Source organism: Sphingopyxis sp. EG6, from assembly GCF_003609815.1.
GTDB lineage: Bacteria > Pseudomonadota > Alphaproteobacteria > Sphingomonadales > Sphingomonadaceae > Sphingopyxis.
The window spans coordinates 244,875-260,487 of sequence record NZ_AP017603.1; the positions used below are offsets into that span (position 1 = coordinate 244,875).

Here is a 15,613-nt window from a genome sequence, read left to right on the forward strand (position 1 = left end):
TCCCCTAAGGGATTTACCGGAGGTCCGCCGTGCCCGCCTGACGAGCCGCTTTCTTCCGCGCCTTCCGGTATTGGCCGCCTTTGGCATCGCCCTGCTTTTCGTCGCGGCCGGCATGGCGGTTCGCCTCCTATTCGCGGCCGAGCTTGGTCAGCGCGCGACCTTCATCTTTTTCGTGCCGGGGGTCGTGGTCGCGGGCGCGCTTTCCGGGCTGCGCGCGGGCACGCTCGCCGCGCTTGCTGGGGCGGCCGCCGGCCTATGGTGCGACAGCCGCATCGGACCCGTCGAGGGCGGCAGCCTGATCGCCGCCGGATCCTTCTTTGTGATCTCGCTCGCGATCTCGCTGGGCGGCGAGTGGTTCCAACACGCCCGCGTCGAAACCGAGGAGGGAACCGCGGCGCTGGCGGGACGCGAGGCTCATTTGCGTTCGATCCTCGAAACCGTCCCCGACGCCATGGTTGTGATCGACGAGGCGGGAGCGATCCGCGATTTCAGTCCGGCGGCGACACGCATGTTCGGCTGGCGGGCAGAAGAGGCGGTGGGCAAGAATGTCCGGATGCTGATGCCCGAGCCCTATCGCGCCGCGCATGACGATTATCTCGATCGTTATTACCGGACCGGCGAGAAGGGGATCATCGGAACCGGTCGGGTGGTCGTCGGCGAACGGCGCGACGGATCGACCTTCCCGATCGAATTATCGGTCGGGGAGATGCGAGCCGGCGGCGAGCGCTTCTTCACCGGTTTCATTCGCGACCTCACCGAACGTCAGGAGGCCGAGGTGCGATTGCAGGAACTGCAGAACGAACTGGTCCACGTCTCCCGCCTTACCAGTCTGGGCGAGATGGCATCGGCGCTGGCGCACGAGATCAACCAGCCGCTGTCGGCGGTCGCCAACTATCTCAGGGGCAGCAGGATGCTGCTTGCGCGCGACGATGTCCCGCACGATCGCTTGGCCGACGCCGTCGAAAAAGCGGCCGCGGAAGCGCTACGCGCGGGCGACATCATCCGGCGGCTGCGCGATTTCGTCGCGCGCGGCGAAACCGAGCGCGCCGTCGAAAGCCTGCCCAAGCTGGTCGAAGAAGCGAGCGCGCTTGCGCTGGTCGGCGCGCGCGAACATGATATTCGCATTCGCTTCGCCTTCGATACCGCCGTCGATCTGGTGCTCGTGGACAAGGTACAGATACAGCAGGTGGTGCTGAACCTCGTCCGCAACGCGGTCGACGCCTTTGCCGAAACGGCTGCCGGGGACCGCAAGCTGACGATAGCGATCGAGGCCGATGGTGACATGGCCCGGGTCACCGTGACCGACAATGGCCCCGGCATTGCCCCGGCCGTCGCGGCGCAATTGTTTCAGCCCTTCATAACCACGAAGCGGACCGGTATGGGCGTGGGCTTGTCGATCTCGCGCACGATCATCGAAGCGCATGGCGGAAAGATTTGGGTCGATCCGGCACCTGGCGGCGGGGCACAGTTCAGCTTCACCTTGCCGAGGATGGGTCAAGAGGAGTTATATGATGGCGAGTGATCCGATCGTCTATGTGATCGACGATGACGACGGCGCTCGAGGCTCGCTCGAGTTTCTTCTCGATTGTGCCGAAATTCGCGTCCGGGGTTTCGCGTCCGCCGATGCGTTCCTGAAAGCCTCGCCGCCGCTCGAAGGCGCGTGCGTGGTGACCGATGTGCGGATGCCGGGCACGAGCGGTATCGAGCTGGTCGAGGCGCTGAAGGCGCGAGGCGCGGCAGTCCCGGTCATCATGATCACCGGCCATGCCGATGTTCCGCTCGCCATTCAGGCCATGAAGGCGGGTGTCGCCGATTTCATCGAGAAGCCGTTCGATGACGAGGTCATGCTCGGCGCCATCCGGCGCGCGCTGACGGTGCAGGCCGGGAGCGAAAGTGCGCGGGCCGAACGGCAGGCAATCCTCGAACGGATGGCCGCGCTTTCGGCGCGTGAGCGGGAAGTCGTCGACGGTCTTGTTGCCGGCAAGGCGAACAAGGCCATCGCTTTCGATCTTTCAATTAGCGCGCGGACGGTCGAGGTCTACCGCGCGAATGCGATGATGAAGATGCAGGCGAAGACATTGTCCGATCTGGTGCGGATGGCGACGATCATCCAGCTCGACGCGCCGCGATAGCGAGCGCTTATGGGCCGCTTTTGCCGTCGCCTCATCGCTTAGCGGAAAGTCTGGTTTCGGCCATCTGTGTCTTCAGCCGGGAGCGGATTCCCGGAGGATGAGGCTCACCGGCAGCGTCGACGAATAGGTGCCTTCCCCTTCCAGCCGTCGAAACAGATGATCGACGATCGTCGCCGCGATACCGGGGACATCTTGCCGAATGGTGGTTAGCGCCGGATGGGATTGCGAGGCGAGATCGCTGTCGTCGAAACCCACGACGGAGATGTCGTCAGGGCAGCGCATGCCTGCACTCTCAAGCGCGCGGATCGCGGACAGCGCGATGCCGTCAGAGGCCGCAAAGATGCCGTCGAATTCCACCCCCCGCGCGAGAAGATCGCGCACCGCGTCATGGGCCGAGGGTCCCGTAAAATGCGCGGGCAGGACGAAGCTCTCGTCGACCGACAGGCCATGATCGCCGATCGCCTGCCGGTAACCGTCCAGCCGGAGGTCGATCTGCGGCAGTTCGGCGGGACCGAGGAACAGGATGCGCCTGCGGCCGGATCGGAGCAAATGGTCCGTGGCAAGCCGGCCGCCCTCGAAATTGTCGGAGCCGACGGAGCAATAGATTTGATCTGGCAGTTCTGAACCGAAGACGACCAGCGGGCGGTAGTCGCGGGCCGCAAGGTTAAGGGCCTGATGCTGGTCGCTCTGCCCGACGATGATGAAGCCGTCGGCGCGCTGCGACTGAACGAGGCGCCCTAGCCAATGCGCGTCGGGCGAGGGCTCGCGCACGAGCAGGATGTCGTAGCGCCGCTGCGAAATCTCGTCGGCGAGATGTCCGAACAGGCGCAGGAAGAAGGGGTCTGAAATCAGCTGCTCGCGCTCGTGGCCAAGCGGGACCGCGACGGCGATCGTCTGCGTCTGGCTCTGGCGCAGGTTCCGCGCGGCGCGGTTCACGACATAGCCATGCTCTCTCGCCAGCGCCTGGATCGTATTTCGCGTCGCCTCGGGAATGGTGGGATGATCGGCAAGCGCCCGCGACACGGTCGACGAGGATACCCCCGCGATCCGCGCAATGTCCGTCATCTTGACTGCCCGGCCCGACTTTGGGCGCACCTTTTCCAGTTCCATTCCACTCGCCCGTCTGCGTTACGCCATCGATTGCACCGCCGATCAGGCCTGCGCAAGGTCCGGCGTCAAATTCGGTGCCGTGTTGTGATCGGCGTTGCGCGCCGCAAGGCTTTCGAGGACCGCCGCATGATGCGACCGATCGATCCTGTATCGCCGAAGAAAGGGGATGGCCGCGAGCACGACCAGCGCGCCGCCGAGGCCCCATAGGAGACCCACCGACGTGGCGATATCCGGCGGGACGATCCCGCTCGCTTTCGCCGGCGCCACGAACCCGATGAGTTGGAGACCGAGTCCGGAAAGGAAGGCACCGAGACCGGTGGCAGCCTTGGCTCCGACCATCAGCGCCGCGGCATAGAGGGCCTCGCGGCGCACGCCGAAGAGGTGATCATGCTCATCGACCGCGTCGGCGATCATCGAGTAGAAGCAGACGAAGCAGAGCGCGCCGCAGCCGCCGAAGAGCAAGCCGCTGATCGCGACGAGAACGACCGCGATCATCGACCCCGCGGGAATGACGCCGGTGACGGCGAGCAGGGTGATGACGATCTGGTAGACGCCGAGCAGCGTGATCGCGCCGACGACGCCGTCGCGCTTTTCGATGCGCCGCAGCAAGAGGCCTGCGGCGAGGGTTCCGAGCAGCATGCCGAGCGGCAGAACGAGCAGCGGCAGCTGCATATAGGCGCTCGGCAGCTCCCAGAAATAGCGGTACGCGTGAAGGTTGAGCGCCGTCGTCGCGCCCTGGCCGACCAGCACCAGCACCGCGCCGCCGAACATCGGCACGAAGGACGGATTGCGAAACAGCTGTGCCATGTCCGACAGGAAGCCGGTGCCCGTCGCCTCGCCGGGCGGCATCGGCAGCCTGCGCACGGTCTTGAAGATCCCCCCCACGCAGACCGACCCGAACCCGCCGATCAGGCAGGCGGTCATGAGCCCGAGCCACTGGTAGGGCGGCCGGGTCTGGAGCGCGCCGTCTTCGGCGAACAGGAAGCCGAAGGCGGGGAGAAGCGCGGCCGCGGTGCCCAGCACGATGAACAGGGCCCGGTAGGTGCTGATAATCGAGCGCTCGCCATAATCGTCGCTGAGTTCGGCGGTCAGCGCCGAATGAGGGAGCGCGAAAACCGACAGGCCGACACGCAGGACGATGTTGAGCGCCAGCACATAAGCGAAGAGGGCGCCGCCGGCGAGATTGGCGGGGAGCGTGAACAGCAGCGCCGAGGCGATCATCATGGGCGGAAGCGCGATCGTCATGAAGGGGAGGCGGCGGCCCCAGCGCGACCGCCAATTGTCCGAGAGCCGCCCGATGAACGGATCGAGCAACCCGTCGACGCCAAGCGAGATCAGGAAAATGCTGCCGGCGGCAGCCCCCGACATCCCGCATACGGCGGTGAGATAGAAGAGGAGGAAGGTGTTGACGATCGCCTGGACGATGGCGTCGACGGCTTGACCGCTCCCGTAATAAAGCTTCGTCGAAGTGCCGACTTTGGCGCCTTTCGGAAGGTCGGTCGGTCCTGTCATGCGTGCTCTCCACCTACATTCGTTGCCGCCGGGTAACAGAGAGTTGACAACTGCGCAATCGATTGCGTAAACCGCACGCAATCGATTGCGTATTCCATCGCGGATTCGCAGCTTATGGGGAGAGGACCTATGACACGCCGCCTGACCGCCGCCGCCTTTACCGGCATTGCACATATCGCATTGATCACTCCGGTGATGGCGCAAGATGCAGCTTCCACGACGGAAAGCAGTGACAGCGACATCGTCGTGACGGCGTCGCGCCAGGGCTCGCAGTCGCTGATCGACACGCCGCTCGCGATCCAGGCCTTCAGCGGCGAGCAGCTCGAAGAGCGCGGAATCCGCGAGACGACCGATCTTGTGAACTCGATCCCGGGTGCTTCGCCGGGCGAACAGGTCGGCTCGGTGATCAAGACCTTCTCGCTGCGCGGCGTGGGAGCCGCGGGCGGCATCGGCGACTCGCCGATCGGCTACTATATCGACGACGTTCCCTTCGCGATTCCCAATTCGCCGATCGCGCCGCCGCTCCGCTTCATCGATATCGACCGCATCGAGGTCCTGCGCGGGCCGCAGGGTACACTCTATGGGCAGGGTTCGGCAGGGGGCACGATCATCTACCATACGCGCGAGCCCGATCTCGACAATTTCGAGATGCGCGGCGAGGCGACGATCGCGAAGATGGATGATGCGAGCGCGCTGAACTACGGGGTGTCGGCAGCGATCTCGGTGCCGCTGATCAAGGATCGGCTCGCGATCCGCATCAGCGGCGGCTATGACAAGCGTGCCGGCTATGTCGATATCTTCAGCGAGACGCCGGCGACCGGTGGGCCGTCGTTCAAGAATGCCAACGACGTCACCAACCGCGACGTGCGGGCGGTCCTGCTCTGGCAGCCGACCGACGCGCTGCGCATCCGGGCGCAGGCCGCGCACTGGGAACCGCGCCAGAATTATACGCAGAGCATCAACCAGCTTGAGCCTGCCCAGCAGTGGTTCAGCGGAACCACGCGCGGATATGAGAACGGGAATTTCGATCTCTACAGCGTGTCGGTCGAATATGACGCCGGCGCCGCGATCCTCAGCAGTTCGACCAGCTATCTCGATGCCGAATATGGCTATCTGACCGGACAGACCTTCGGACCGCTCGGCACCGGCGCGCTCTTCAACGGTTATGATGCGCGCAGCTTCGCGCAGGAAATCCAGCTTCGCTCGAACGGCGATGGTCCGTTCCACTGGCTGGTCGGCGGTTTCTACCAGAATGCTAAGGCGCTCTTCAGCTTCGATGCCAACTTGACCGCGCTCACCATCAGTGGGTTCAACGATACGCGGACCCGCAACTATTCCGCTTTCGGCGAAATCAGCTACGATCTGTTCGGCGGCAAGCTCGTGCCGCTGGTCGGCATCCGCTATTACAAGGACAATCGACGCTTCGATGCGGACTCGATCCTGACCGGAACGGGCTCGGGGCAAACCAAACCCGACAAGGTGACGTGGCGCGCGAACCTTTCCTGGTTCCCGACCGACGATCTGACCGCCTTCGTGACGGTCAGCACGGGATTCCGGAGCGGCATTACCCAGACGCCGTTCCAGGCCTCGCTGGTCGAGGCCTCGGGAATTCCGTCCTCGATCGCGCTCGCTCCCGATACGCTCACCAACTATGAGGCGGGCATCAAGGCGAAGCTCGCCGACGGCCGCGTCCAGCTCGGGCTCAACGTCTACCGCATCGACTTCAAGGATCTGCAATTCGGTCTCACGCCGTTCGGCGTTTCCGCGTTCGCGAACGTCGGCAAAGCCCGCACGACGGGGGTCGATCTCGAAGCGCGGTGGCGCACCCCGATCGATGGCCTCAATCTCGGCGCGGTCGCCAACTGGAACGACAGCGAATTCCGCGACATCTATCCCGCCGTCACCGCCTCGCTTCCCAACGTCGCCAATGGCGAGCGCCTCTCGAGCACAGCGAAGTATAATTATCGTCTCGATGCCGATTTCGAGCGGCCGCTCGGCAGCGGCGACCTGCGCTTCTTCCTCAACGGTGCGGCCAGCCGCACCAGCAGCCGGGTCATGTACGACGGCTATGTCGTCCGGCCCTACTCGCTCTACAATGCCAGTGCGGGAATCCGCACGGACCGCTGGGAACTTTCGATCTTCGGCGAGAATCTCGCCGACGAACGCGGTCCGTCTTTCGTTCGCAACAGTCTGCTGCTCGCCGGACCTTATCCGCGCACCATCGGCCTGCGCTTGCGCACCACCATCGATTGATCAGGAGGGGCGAGCGCAGCGGCGCTCGCCCCCTCATTTGATTCCGATGTTCGACGGCGCGTCCGTCCGGTTTTCGAATATTTGAGAGTGAAATTATCATGATGGTTCCGGCTCGCTGGACGGGTGATCATATCGAGGCGATCGACGCAGCGCCCGTTCTGCGGGCGCCGCTGCTCAGCGAGGAAGATTTCGCACCGATCGCTCCCGATCTCGGCGTCTGGGACGCCTGGCCTGTGCAGGACGAGGCCGGAAAGCCGATCATCCTGGCCGGTGGCAGGCAGCTGTGGATGGCACTCGGCGCGCCGCGCTTCGCCGACCCGGACGAGCACCACGGGCATGCACGCATCCACCTGCTGCTGCACAGCGCGGAAGGATGGCGGCACCTCGGGCCGGCCATGCCAGACGGCTTTTCACCCGGTAGCCGCGAATGGTCGGGGTCGGCCGTCGCTTCCGCGGACCTTGCGACCGTCGCCCTATATTTTACCGCTACCGGGCGTCGCGGCGAGCAGATTTTGACCTTCGAGCAGCGTTTATTTTCAGCGTTGGCGACGCTCGACCTGTCGGGCGAGGCACCCAGGCTTGGCGATTGGCGCGAGCTGGAAGAAATCGTCCCGATCGACCTCGAGCATTATATGTCCACCTGCGGCGGCCCGAGCGAGGTTGGGAAGATCAAGGCGTTCCGCGATCCGGCCTTCTTCCGTGATCCGGCGGGAGGCGATGATTATCTGCTGTTCGCGGGATCGCAGGCGCGCTCGCGGTCCGAATATAACGGCGTCATCGGAATTGTTCGCCGACAATGCGGCGAGCAGGGCTGGACCCTCCTTCCGCCGATCGTCAGCGCAGACACGCTCAACAACGAACTCGAGCGACCGCACATCATTTTCCACGCCGGCCTTTATTATCTCTTCTGGTCGACGCAGCGTCATGTTTTTGCGCCGTCGGGGCCTGCCGGCCCGACCGGGCTCTACGCAATGGTATCCCCCGCGCTCTTCGAGGGCTGGCGCCCGGTCAATGGTAGCGGGCTGGTGTTCGCCAATCCCGAAGCCGCGCCGGCGCAGGCCTATAGCTGGTTCGTACTGCCCGACTTGTCCGTCACGAGCTTTGTCGATGACTGGAGCGGCGGCGATGACCGGAACTTCGGCGGCGCGTTTGCGCCGTTCGTTCATCTGTGGCTGGCAGGCGACAAGGCAGGGATCGCGCGATAGCTATGGTCCCTATGAAGACAATCGCCGGCATCGAACTGGGGGGGACGAAAGCGCTGGCTGTCCTTGCCCGCGGGAGCGAAATTCTGGCGAGCGCGCGATTTGCGACGACGACGCCAAATGAAACGCTCGGCGCCCTCGTCGACACGCTCGAAGGGTGGAAGCGGCGCGAAGGATTTGCCGCGCTCGGAATAGCTTCTTTCGGTCCGCTGCGGCTTGATCCGGGTGCAACGGATTTTGGCACAATGCTCGCCACGCCCAAGGCAGGCTGGAGCGGAGCCGATATCGCGGGTGCGCTGGGCGCGGTCGCGGATTGCCCGTGGCGTATCGATACCGACGTCAATGCCGCGGCCCTTGCCGAATGGCGCTGGGGCGCTGGACAGGGCCTCGACAGCCTCTGCTATCTGACGCTCGGCACCGGCGTCGGCGGGGGCTTGCTGCTCGGAGGGCGCCCCGTGCACGGGGCGCTCCATCCCGAGATCGGGCATCTCCGATTGCGGCGCGCAAACGGCGACGAGTTTTCGGGTAGCTGCCCGTTTCATGGCGACTGCATCGAGGGCCTGTTGTCGGGTCCTGCGCTGCAGGCGCGGTTCGGCAGGGCGGGCGAGGAAATACGGGCAGATGATCCGCGCTGGTCGTTTGTCGCGCACGACCTGGCCCAGCTGATCGGTGCTCTTCTGCTGGTAACGAGCCCGCAGAAAATCCTGATAGGCGGCGGGATCGGCATGGGCCGCTCCTTTCTGCTCGAACGCGCCTGGCAGCATGTCGTCGCGGACCTGGCTGGCTATCTTCCCTTCGTCCCGGGCGACGCGGCCGAAGATCTGGTCACGCTTCCGGCGCTCGGAGACCGGGCCGGGCCGCTTGGCGCCGTCGCGCTCGGCGAAGCCGTGTTGATCGATGCCCGAACCAAGGAGGGAAAATTTTGACCAACCGTTCCCAAATTCAGGGCACCGTCGATCCGCAATTCGCGGCGTGCCGCGACGCATTCGAAGCGAACTTCCAGGAGGGCGGCGAACGCGGGGCCGCCTGCGCCATCTATCGTGACGGCCAGCCGGTGCTCGATCTCTGGGGCGGCTCGGCAGATGCCAGCGATCAAACCCCCTGGTATCGCAATACCGCCGTCCCCGTTTTCTCGGTCACCAAGGGAATATCGGCACTGTGCGTCCTGTCGCAGGTCTCGAACGGCAGGATCGATCTCGATCTGCCGCTCGCGCACTACTGGCCCGAGTTCGCGGCGCACGGCAAGGGCGATATCAGTGTCCGCAAGGCGCTCGCACATCAGGCTGGCGTTCCCCTGATAAGCGGACCGATCACGATCGCAGGCCTGGCCGATATAGCCGCGATGGCAGCAAGGCTTGCGGCGGAAGCTCCGCTGTTCGAACCGGGCACGGCACACGCCTATCATGCGATCACCGTGGGCTGGATCACGTCGGAACTGATGCGGCGGGTGACCGGCCAGACCATCGGAGAATGGTTCCGCGCCAATCTTGCTGGGCCGTTGGAACTCAACATACAGATTGGCCGCAGCGGCGACGCGCAGTCGCCCATTGCCGCCGTCGAGGTTCCGGCCGAATATGACACGCCCGAACTTGACCCGTCATCGATCGCAGCGCGCGCGATATCGCTGAATGGCCTTTTCCCCGCGCGGATGAGCGGTCTCGCCGACGCCATGAACGATCCCGCCGTGCAGCGCGTCGAACTGGCGGGCGCAAATGGTGTCGCCGACGCGCGCTCGCTCGCGCGGCTCTATTCGAAGGCGATCGGTAGCGTCGGCCAGGCTCCGCTTGTTTCGGAGGATTGCCTTCGCGACGCCTGTCGTACCGTGTCTTCGGGAACGCCTTTCGGTCAGGACTTCGCCGGTCCGACCTGGGGCGCGGGCCTCATGCTGCCATGGGCGATCCAGCCGATGCTCGGCGAGGGATCGTTCGGCCATGACGGGGCGGGGGGCTCGCTCGCCTTTGCCCACCCATCCTCGGGTGTCAGCTTTGCCTATGTCCGCAACCGCACCGGCCAACCCGGCGTCAGGGACCCACAAGTGTACCGCGTCGTCGATGCGCTGGCGCGCATCCTCGGCCTTTCCATTCCAACTTATTGACGGAGTTTATCGTGGCGCTCGACCCAGTATTGCAGCAACTTGTCGACCAACTGCCTTCCGTGCCGCCGGGGCCCGTCGACTATCCGACGCTTCGGGCGCAGGCTGCCGCGATGATCCCGATGATCGTTGGGCCGGGCGGCCGCATAGACGTTGCTTCGATCGAAGACCGGCAGATCGAAACGCGCGACGCCAAGGTCCCACTCCGGATTTACCGTCCATCGACCGAGCCGACGGGGACGCTGCACTATATTCACGGCGGCGGCTGGGCCATCGGCGACCTCGACACCGTCGATCATACCATCCGCCGGCTATGCCGGGATCTCTCGATGGTGGTGGTGGCCAGCAGCTATCGTCTCGCCCCCGAGCATCCCTTCCCGGCGGGATTTGACGACAGCCTCGCGGCCGCGCGCTGGATTGCCGCCAATCGGTCGTCCCTCGGCGGTGATAGTTTGCCAGCGATCATCGGCGGCGATAGCGCCGGCGGCAATCTAGCGGCCGCAATCTGCATCGCTATGCGCGACGAGCCCCAAGAGGGACGGCCCTTTGATGCACAGCTCCTGCTCTACCCGGCCGTCGACCTCGACGCCGGCGAGAATGACTATCCGTCCCGCGTTCGCGACGCTGATCCGACGCTCCGCCGCGCGAGTCTGACGGTGTGTGTCGCCGATTATGCGCAGGGCGCCGACACCGCCGATCCGCGCCTTTCGCCTCTCAAGGCAGACGATCTCTCGCGCTTGCCGCGTGCGTTGACGGTCGTCCTATCGGTCGATCCGCTGCGCGACGAGGCCGTTGCCTACGCCGGACGCCTGCGAGATGCGGGGGTTCGCTCCGAACTCCTGGAGTTCGATCATCTGACGCATGGTTTCGTGCATTTTGCCGGGATCATACCGGCTGCCGCCGAGGCGACCGATGAGGTCGTCGCGCGGCTGCAAGCTTTGCTGGCGAATGGGTAGACTGCGGCTGGCCGCGATCAGGTTGAGGACATGCTAGATGACAATCCCGGGTTTGATGCAGAACCTGCCGCTCAACATTTCGCAGATATTGCGCTTTGCAGCGACAGCGCACGGCGATCGCGAGATCGTATCGAAGGACTGCGACGGCAAGCTCTTTCGTTACGATTATGCGGGTGCGCTCTCGCGAGCGGCGGCGGGGGCCGAGTGGCTCATGAGCCTCGGGCTCGAACCGGGGGACCGGATCAGCTCGCTCGCTTGGAATACGCACCGGCATTTCGAACTGTTTTTTGCTGCGCCCGGGAAGGGGCTTGTTCTCCACACCGCCAATCCGAGGCTCCCGGACGAACATATCGCATTTACGATCAACCATGCCGAAAGCCGGGTGCTTCTCTATGACGCCAATCTGCACGAGATCGTCGAGCGGCTGAAACCCGCGCTCCATACGATCGAGCATTTCGTGATGCTGACCGGGGATGACTATGATCGGCGCATCGCTGAATTTTCCGGGACAACCCTTTGGCCCGACCTCGAGGAGAACAGCGGGGCCTTTCTCTGCTACACATCGGGCACCACCGGCGATCCGAAGGGCGTGCTCTACTCGCACCGCTCGGTGGTGCTGCACGCGCTTGTCGCCGGTCTGTCGGGCGCGCTCGGTTTCTCTGCCTTCGACGTGATCTTGCCGTGCCAGTCGCTCTATCACGCGACGGCCTGGGGCCTCCCATTCGCGGGAGCGATTAACGGAGCGAAGTTCGTATTTCCGTGCGACAAATTCGACGGAGCGAGCCTGCAAGAGCTGATCAAGTCCGAGGGCGTCACCTTCTCGGGCGGCGTGCCGACAATCTGGACCATGTATCTCGATCACCTCGCCCGCACGGGCGAGGACACGGGGACGCTCGAGCGTGTCGTGATTGGCGGGTCGGCCGTGCCGCGCGCGATGGCGGAGACGTTCGAGACCCAATATGGCGTCAAGGTTCGCCAGATCTGGGGCATGACCGAGATGTCGCCGCTCGGCGTGCTCGCAACGCCGACGCCCAAGGTTGCAGCGCTAGGCCATGATGAAATGAACGACATCATCTGGACGCGGCAAGGCCGGCTCCAGTTCGGCGTCGAGCTCAAGATTGTCGACGATGATGGTCAGGACTTGCCGCACGACGGTGTCGCGGCAGGCAACGTGCTCGTCCGTGGGCCTTGGGTTCTGGAACGGTATTACCGGCAGTCGGTCAGTGCGCTCGACGCCGACGGATGGTTCGATACCGGCGACATCGCCACTGTAGATGCGAATGGCTTTATGCGCATCACCGACCGGAAGAAGGACGTCATCAAATCGGGCGGCGAATGGATCAGTTCGATTGACATCGAAAATGTCGCCGTCGCTTGCCCCGGCGTCAAAATCGCGGCCGTTGTCGGCGTGTTTCATCCCAAGTGGGAGGAACGGCCGCTCCTCGTCATCGAGCGCATGCCCGAATCCGTCTTGGATGAGGAGGCTGTTCGGGCCTGGCTCGAGCCCAGGCTTGTGCGCTGGTGGCTGCCCGACCGGGTCATTTTCGACTACATTCCGCTCACCGCTACGGGCAAAATCGACAAGAAGGCTTTGCGCGGACGTTACGCGGATTGTCTTTCGGTCGCTCCGCTATCAGCAGCCTAGGCGCGTCCGAGGTCGCCGTCGCACGTGTCGCGCCGCCCTATGACGAACGAACATCCGGTATTGGCGAAAGAACCGAGCATGCCCCGCGGTCTGAAACGATCGATTGTTGGAGCGGCGTTGTTACTCGCGCTGGGCGCGACGGCGGTCCTTGGGATCATGATGTATCAAGGCCATCGCAAGCCGGTCGGAAACCCTGAATATGTCGCCTTGGGAAGTTCGTTCGCCGCGGAACTCGGTCTGGGCGAGTTGGCGCCGGGCGCTCCGTTAGCATGCCAGCGGAGTGTCAACGGCTATCCCCAACAGCTTGCGCGGTCTGCCGGTCTATCGCTCGTCGACATGAGCTGTTCGGGCGCGACCGTCAAACATCTGGTGGGTGGCGGACAGTTTTTCCAAGGCCCGCAGATCGCGCCGATCAACGCAAACACCCGGCTGGTAACCCTCACCGTCGGCGGAAACGACATTGGCTACATCGGAAGTCTCGTCTCGGCCGGCTACCGCAATCGCGGCGGTATCATGCGCTGGCTCACAGCCATGTCGGGTGGCGAAACATACCCCGAGCAACAAGATTTCATTGCCGTGCAAAACGAAATCGTGGCGACCATTGCGGCGATACGCCGGCGGTCGCCCAAAGCGCTGGTCGTTGTGGTCACCTATCCACCGGTTTTGCCTGAAAATGGCACGTGCGACGCACTGCACCTCACGCAGCAGCAAGTCAGGTCGTCGCTCGGAGTGGCCGCGAGATTGGCAGAAGCGACGAGGAAAACCGCTCACCAGAGCGGCGCAGTGTTGGTTGACATGGCGACGATCGGAAGCGGCCATGATGCATGCTCAGCGCAACCTTGGACCTACGATCTCGCCCCGCCGGAAGGCGCATCCTTTCAACGTCACCGCGCCGATCGCGATCGTGCCGAATGGCCGCAAGATCAAGGAAAACGAGCCTGATTATCGCATCCTCAGCCGCAAGAACGGATTCGAACTGGGCGCCGGTTGGAAGCGCTTCTCGCAGAGCAACGGCGCCGAATATGTGTCGGTGACGATGTCGGCCCCCGAATTCGGGACCATCTACGGCAATGTCGCCAACGCCCCTGGCGACGACCCGATGAAAAAGGTCATCATCTGGAACCCGCCGGCCTGACGGGATCCCCGGCTCCGCCTTCGGGCGGAGCCGATCGCTGCAAGACATCGAAGGGCGGTCCGACGGGCCGTCCTTTTTGTGCTGCCATAAGGCGGGGGGTAACGGCAGGCGGAGTCTCCATCCCTTCCATCGGGCTGCGGTCGATGTCCCCACGGCCCACCGCCCAGCGAAAGAGCCGGCGCATCACTGCAAAGACGTTTCGGATATTGCCGATCTGCTCCCTCGGCATTCGGTCCATCACCGCAATAATATCGGACCGAACAAGCCGCGGCAGGGGCTTTGAGCCCAACACCGGCTTCACATGGAGTCTCAGGCCTTGCTCCGCGAGCCGCTTCCAACCTTTGCCAACGCAAGAGTCGACAAATCGATCGGCATAATTGTCGAATGCCAGATCGACCGCCTCACGCCGGCGCTGCCGCTCCGCCTCTCCTGGATCCGTGCCTTGGGCGACTAGAATGAACAGCCGTTCCGCTTCGGCTCTCGCCGTGCTTGGGCTCCAAGGCGAGCCGTGACTGCCGATCGTATATCGGCGGGTCTTTGATTCTCGTCCGCCCATTCGAAATTGCAGGACGTATGAAACGGCCCCCGATTTTGTTCGCTTGGCGCCGAAGCCTCTTATGCTATCATCCCAGAGGATGTCATTTTCGCTACTTGCGATGAGAACATCGATAGAGCGTTTTGTGATCTTTCCGCGTGCCATAAATGGGTCTCCCAATACGGCGTTTCCAGCAATCACCGGGCAATCACCGTGACGGAAATTGCCGCGTAATTGGAGAAAAGATAGCATAGGGAAGGCCTAGAAAAAACTAGCCTTTTCAACTCTATAGCACTCTTATCTACGCCTCCAGCGCATATACCAGACTTCGTGCCCCAGCCGCCGCGCCTTAGCTTCGTAGCGCGTCTCGGGCCAGCCGCCGGGGCGGTTCTGGAAATCCGATGCGTCCTTCGCCAGCCATTCGAACTGGTGGCGGTGGCGGCGCATGACCATCAGCGCATGTTGCAGATAGATCGGATGATCGGTGCCGAAGCGGAACTCGCCGCCCGGCTTCAGCTTGGCTGCGATCAGGTCGAGCGGGCCGTCGTTCATCATTCGCCGCTTGGCATGGCGCGCCTTGGGCCAGGGATCGGGGTGGAGCAGATAGGCAAAGCTCAGCGCGCCGTCGGGGATTCGCTGCAGCACCTCCAGCGCGTCGCCATGGTGGATGCGGACATTGCCCAGCGGCAGTTTCGCGCCATGATCGCCGGCAACATGGACCAGCGCCTGCGCAACCCCATTGATGAACGGCTCGGCACCGATAAAACCATGATCGGGCAGCATGTCGGCGCGCGCCGCCATATGCTCGCCGCCGCCGAAACCGATCTCGAAATGCAGCGGACATGGCTGTCCGAACAGACGCTGCGCGGAAACTTCGCTAGCATCCGGCACCGCGATCTGCGGCAACAAAGTATCGACCAGTTCCTGCTGCCCGGCGCGCAGTGGCTTGCCCTTCGACCGGCCATAAAGGCGGTTGATCGTCGTCGGATCGCCAGATTTATAAGCAGTCATGCGGCGCCCCTAGCCGCGCAACACGGAGGC

14 protein-coding genes are annotated in these 15,613 nt (G+C 63.8%); 10 read left to right on the plus strand and 4 right to left on the minus strand.

The genetic code is table 11. From position 1 onward, the window contains the following. The first annotated feature begins 112 nt into the window (after positions 1-112). A complete protein-coding gene (locus SPYCW_RS01150) occupies positions 113-1,522 on the plus strand; it encodes a sensor histidine kinase (protein ID WP_232014781.1) in 1,410 nt (469 codons plus the stop codon). After that, entirely contained in the window at positions 1,512-2,132 is a 621-nt protein-coding gene (gene fixJ, locus SPYCW_RS01155) for a response regulator FixJ (protein ID WP_054586755.1), read from the plus strand. Before SPYCW_RS01150 ends, fixJ begins: the two co-directional genes overlap by 11 nt. 72 nt (positions 2,133-2,204) lie before the next feature. Here fixJ and SPYCW_RS01160 read toward each other — a convergent pair whose 3' ends face one another. Further along, positions 2,205-3,197, minus strand: coding sequence for a LacI family DNA-binding transcriptional regulator (locus SPYCW_RS01160; protein ID WP_120218029.1), 993 nt, complete (start codon positions 3,195-3,197; stop codon positions 2,205-2,207). An 87-nt stretch (positions 3,198-3,284) separates the two neighbouring features. After that, positions 3,285-4,835, minus strand: coding sequence for an MFS transporter (locus SPYCW_RS01165; protein ID WP_172595394.1), 1,551 nt, complete (start codon positions 4,833-4,835; stop codon positions 3,285-3,287). A 48-nt stretch (positions 4,836-4,883) separates the two neighbouring features. Between SPYCW_RS01165 and SPYCW_RS01170 the strand changes: the two genes are divergently transcribed. The 8 genes from SPYCW_RS01170 to SPYCW_RS01205 all read left to right on the plus strand — a co-directional run bounded on the left by SPYCW_RS01170 (position 4,884) and on the right by SPYCW_RS01205 (position 14,037). Then, entirely contained in the window at positions 4,884-7,007 is a 2,124-nt protein-coding gene (locus SPYCW_RS01170) for a TonB-dependent receptor (protein WP_054586758.1), read from the plus strand. A gap of 98 nt (positions 7,008-7,105) precedes the next feature. Beyond that, on the plus strand, positions 7,106-8,212 hold the full coding sequence (locus SPYCW_RS01175) for a glycoside hydrolase family 68 protein (protein WP_232014782.1): 1,107 nt from the start codon (positions 7,106-7,108) through the stop codon (positions 8,210-8,212). Between the two features lie 11 nt (positions 8,213-8,223). Next, complete coding sequence (locus SPYCW_RS01180) at positions 8,224-9,135, plus strand: ROK family protein (RefSeq protein ID WP_231732801.1); 912 nt, start codon at positions 8,224-8,226, stop codon at positions 9,133-9,135. After that, positions 9,132-10,304, plus strand: coding sequence for a serine hydrolase domain-containing protein (locus SPYCW_RS01185; RefSeq protein ID WP_054586760.1), 1,173 nt, complete (start codon positions 9,132-9,134; stop codon positions 10,302-10,304). The genes SPYCW_RS01180 and SPYCW_RS01185 overlap by 4 nt, the downstream gene beginning before the upstream one ends. An 11-nt stretch (positions 10,305-10,315) precedes the next feature. Beyond that, positions 10,316-11,257: an alpha/beta hydrolase gene (locus SPYCW_RS01190; protein ID WP_058814412.1), complete on the plus strand. Its 942-nt coding sequence runs from the start codon at positions 10,316-10,318 to the stop codon at positions 11,255-11,257. Between the two features lie 37 nt (positions 11,258-11,294). Beyond that, the gene (locus SPYCW_RS01195) at positions 11,295-12,902 is read left to right on the plus strand and encodes a long-chain fatty acid--CoA ligase (protein WP_197715648.1); all 1,608 of its coding nucleotides are present in this window, start codon (positions 11,295-11,297) and stop codon (positions 12,900-12,902) included. A 78-nt stretch (positions 12,903-12,980) separates the two neighbouring features. Beyond that, positions 12,981-13,844, plus strand: coding sequence for an SGNH/GDSL hydrolase family protein (locus tag SPYCW_RS01200; RefSeq protein WP_172595395.1), 864 nt, complete (start codon positions 12,981-12,983; stop codon positions 13,842-13,844). After that, positions 13,807-14,037 (plus strand): DUF736 domain-containing protein, encoded by a 231-nt coding sequence (locus SPYCW_RS01205; RefSeq protein WP_232014783.1) that lies wholly within the window; start codon positions 13,807-13,809, stop codon positions 14,035-14,037. Before SPYCW_RS01200 ends, SPYCW_RS01205 begins: the two co-directional genes overlap by 38 nt. On the opposite strand, the gene SPYCW_RS01210 is transcribed toward SPYCW_RS01205, so the two are convergent. Together SPYCW_RS01210 and trmB are read right to left on the minus strand one after the other, a co-directional pair. After that, positions 14,015-14,824, minus strand: a complete 810-nt coding sequence (locus SPYCW_RS01210) for an Arm DNA-binding domain-containing protein (protein WP_232014784.1) — start codon at positions 14,822-14,824, stop codon at positions 14,015-14,017. The genes SPYCW_RS01205 and SPYCW_RS01210 overlap by 23 nt on opposite strands. Positions 14,825-14,869: 45 nt before the next feature. Continuing rightward, positions 14,870-15,583: a tRNA (guanine(46)-N(7))-methyltransferase TrmB gene (gene trmB, locus SPYCW_RS01215; protein WP_120215223.1), complete on the minus strand. Its 714-nt coding sequence runs from the start codon at positions 15,581-15,583 to the stop codon at positions 14,870-14,872. Positions 15,584-15,613: the final 30 nt, after the last annotated feature.

Coding starts and splice junctions, on each gene's coding strand:
- SPYCW_RS01150 (WP_232014781.1), top strand. CDS start 113: ATGGCGGTTCGCCTCCTATTCGCGGCCGAGCTTGGTCAGCGCGCGACC.
- fixJ (WP_054586755.1), top strand. CDS start 1,512: ATGGCGAGTGATCCGATCGTCTATGTGATCGACGATGACGACGGCGCT.
- SPYCW_RS01160 (WP_120218029.1), bottom strand. CDS start 3,197: ATGACGGACATTGCGCGGATCGCGGGGGTATCCTCGTCGACCGTGTCG.
- SPYCW_RS01170 (WP_054586758.1), top strand. CDS start 4,884: ATGACACGCCGCCTGACCGCCGCCGCCTTTACCGGCATTGCACATATC.
- SPYCW_RS01175 (WP_232014782.1), top strand. CDS start 7,106: ATGATGGTTCCGGCTCGCTGGACGGGTGATCATATCGAGGCGATCGAC.
- SPYCW_RS01180 (WP_231732801.1), top strand. CDS start 8,224: ATGAAGACAATCGCCGGCATCGAACTGGGGGGGACGAAAGCGCTGGCT.
- SPYCW_RS01195 (WP_197715648.1), top strand. CDS start 11,295: ATGACAATCCCGGGTTTGATGCAGAACCTGCCGCTCAACATTTCGCAG.
- SPYCW_RS01200 (WP_172595395.1), top strand. CDS start 12,981: ATGCCCCGCGGTCTGAAACGATCGATTGTTGGAGCGGCGTTGTTACTC.
- SPYCW_RS01210 (WP_232014784.1), bottom strand. CDS start 14,824: ATGCTATCTTTTCTCCAATTACGCGGCAATTTCCGTCACGGTGATTGC.
- trmB (WP_120215223.1), bottom strand. CDS start 15,583: ATGACTGCTTATAAATCTGGCGATCCGACGACGATCAACCGCCTTTAT.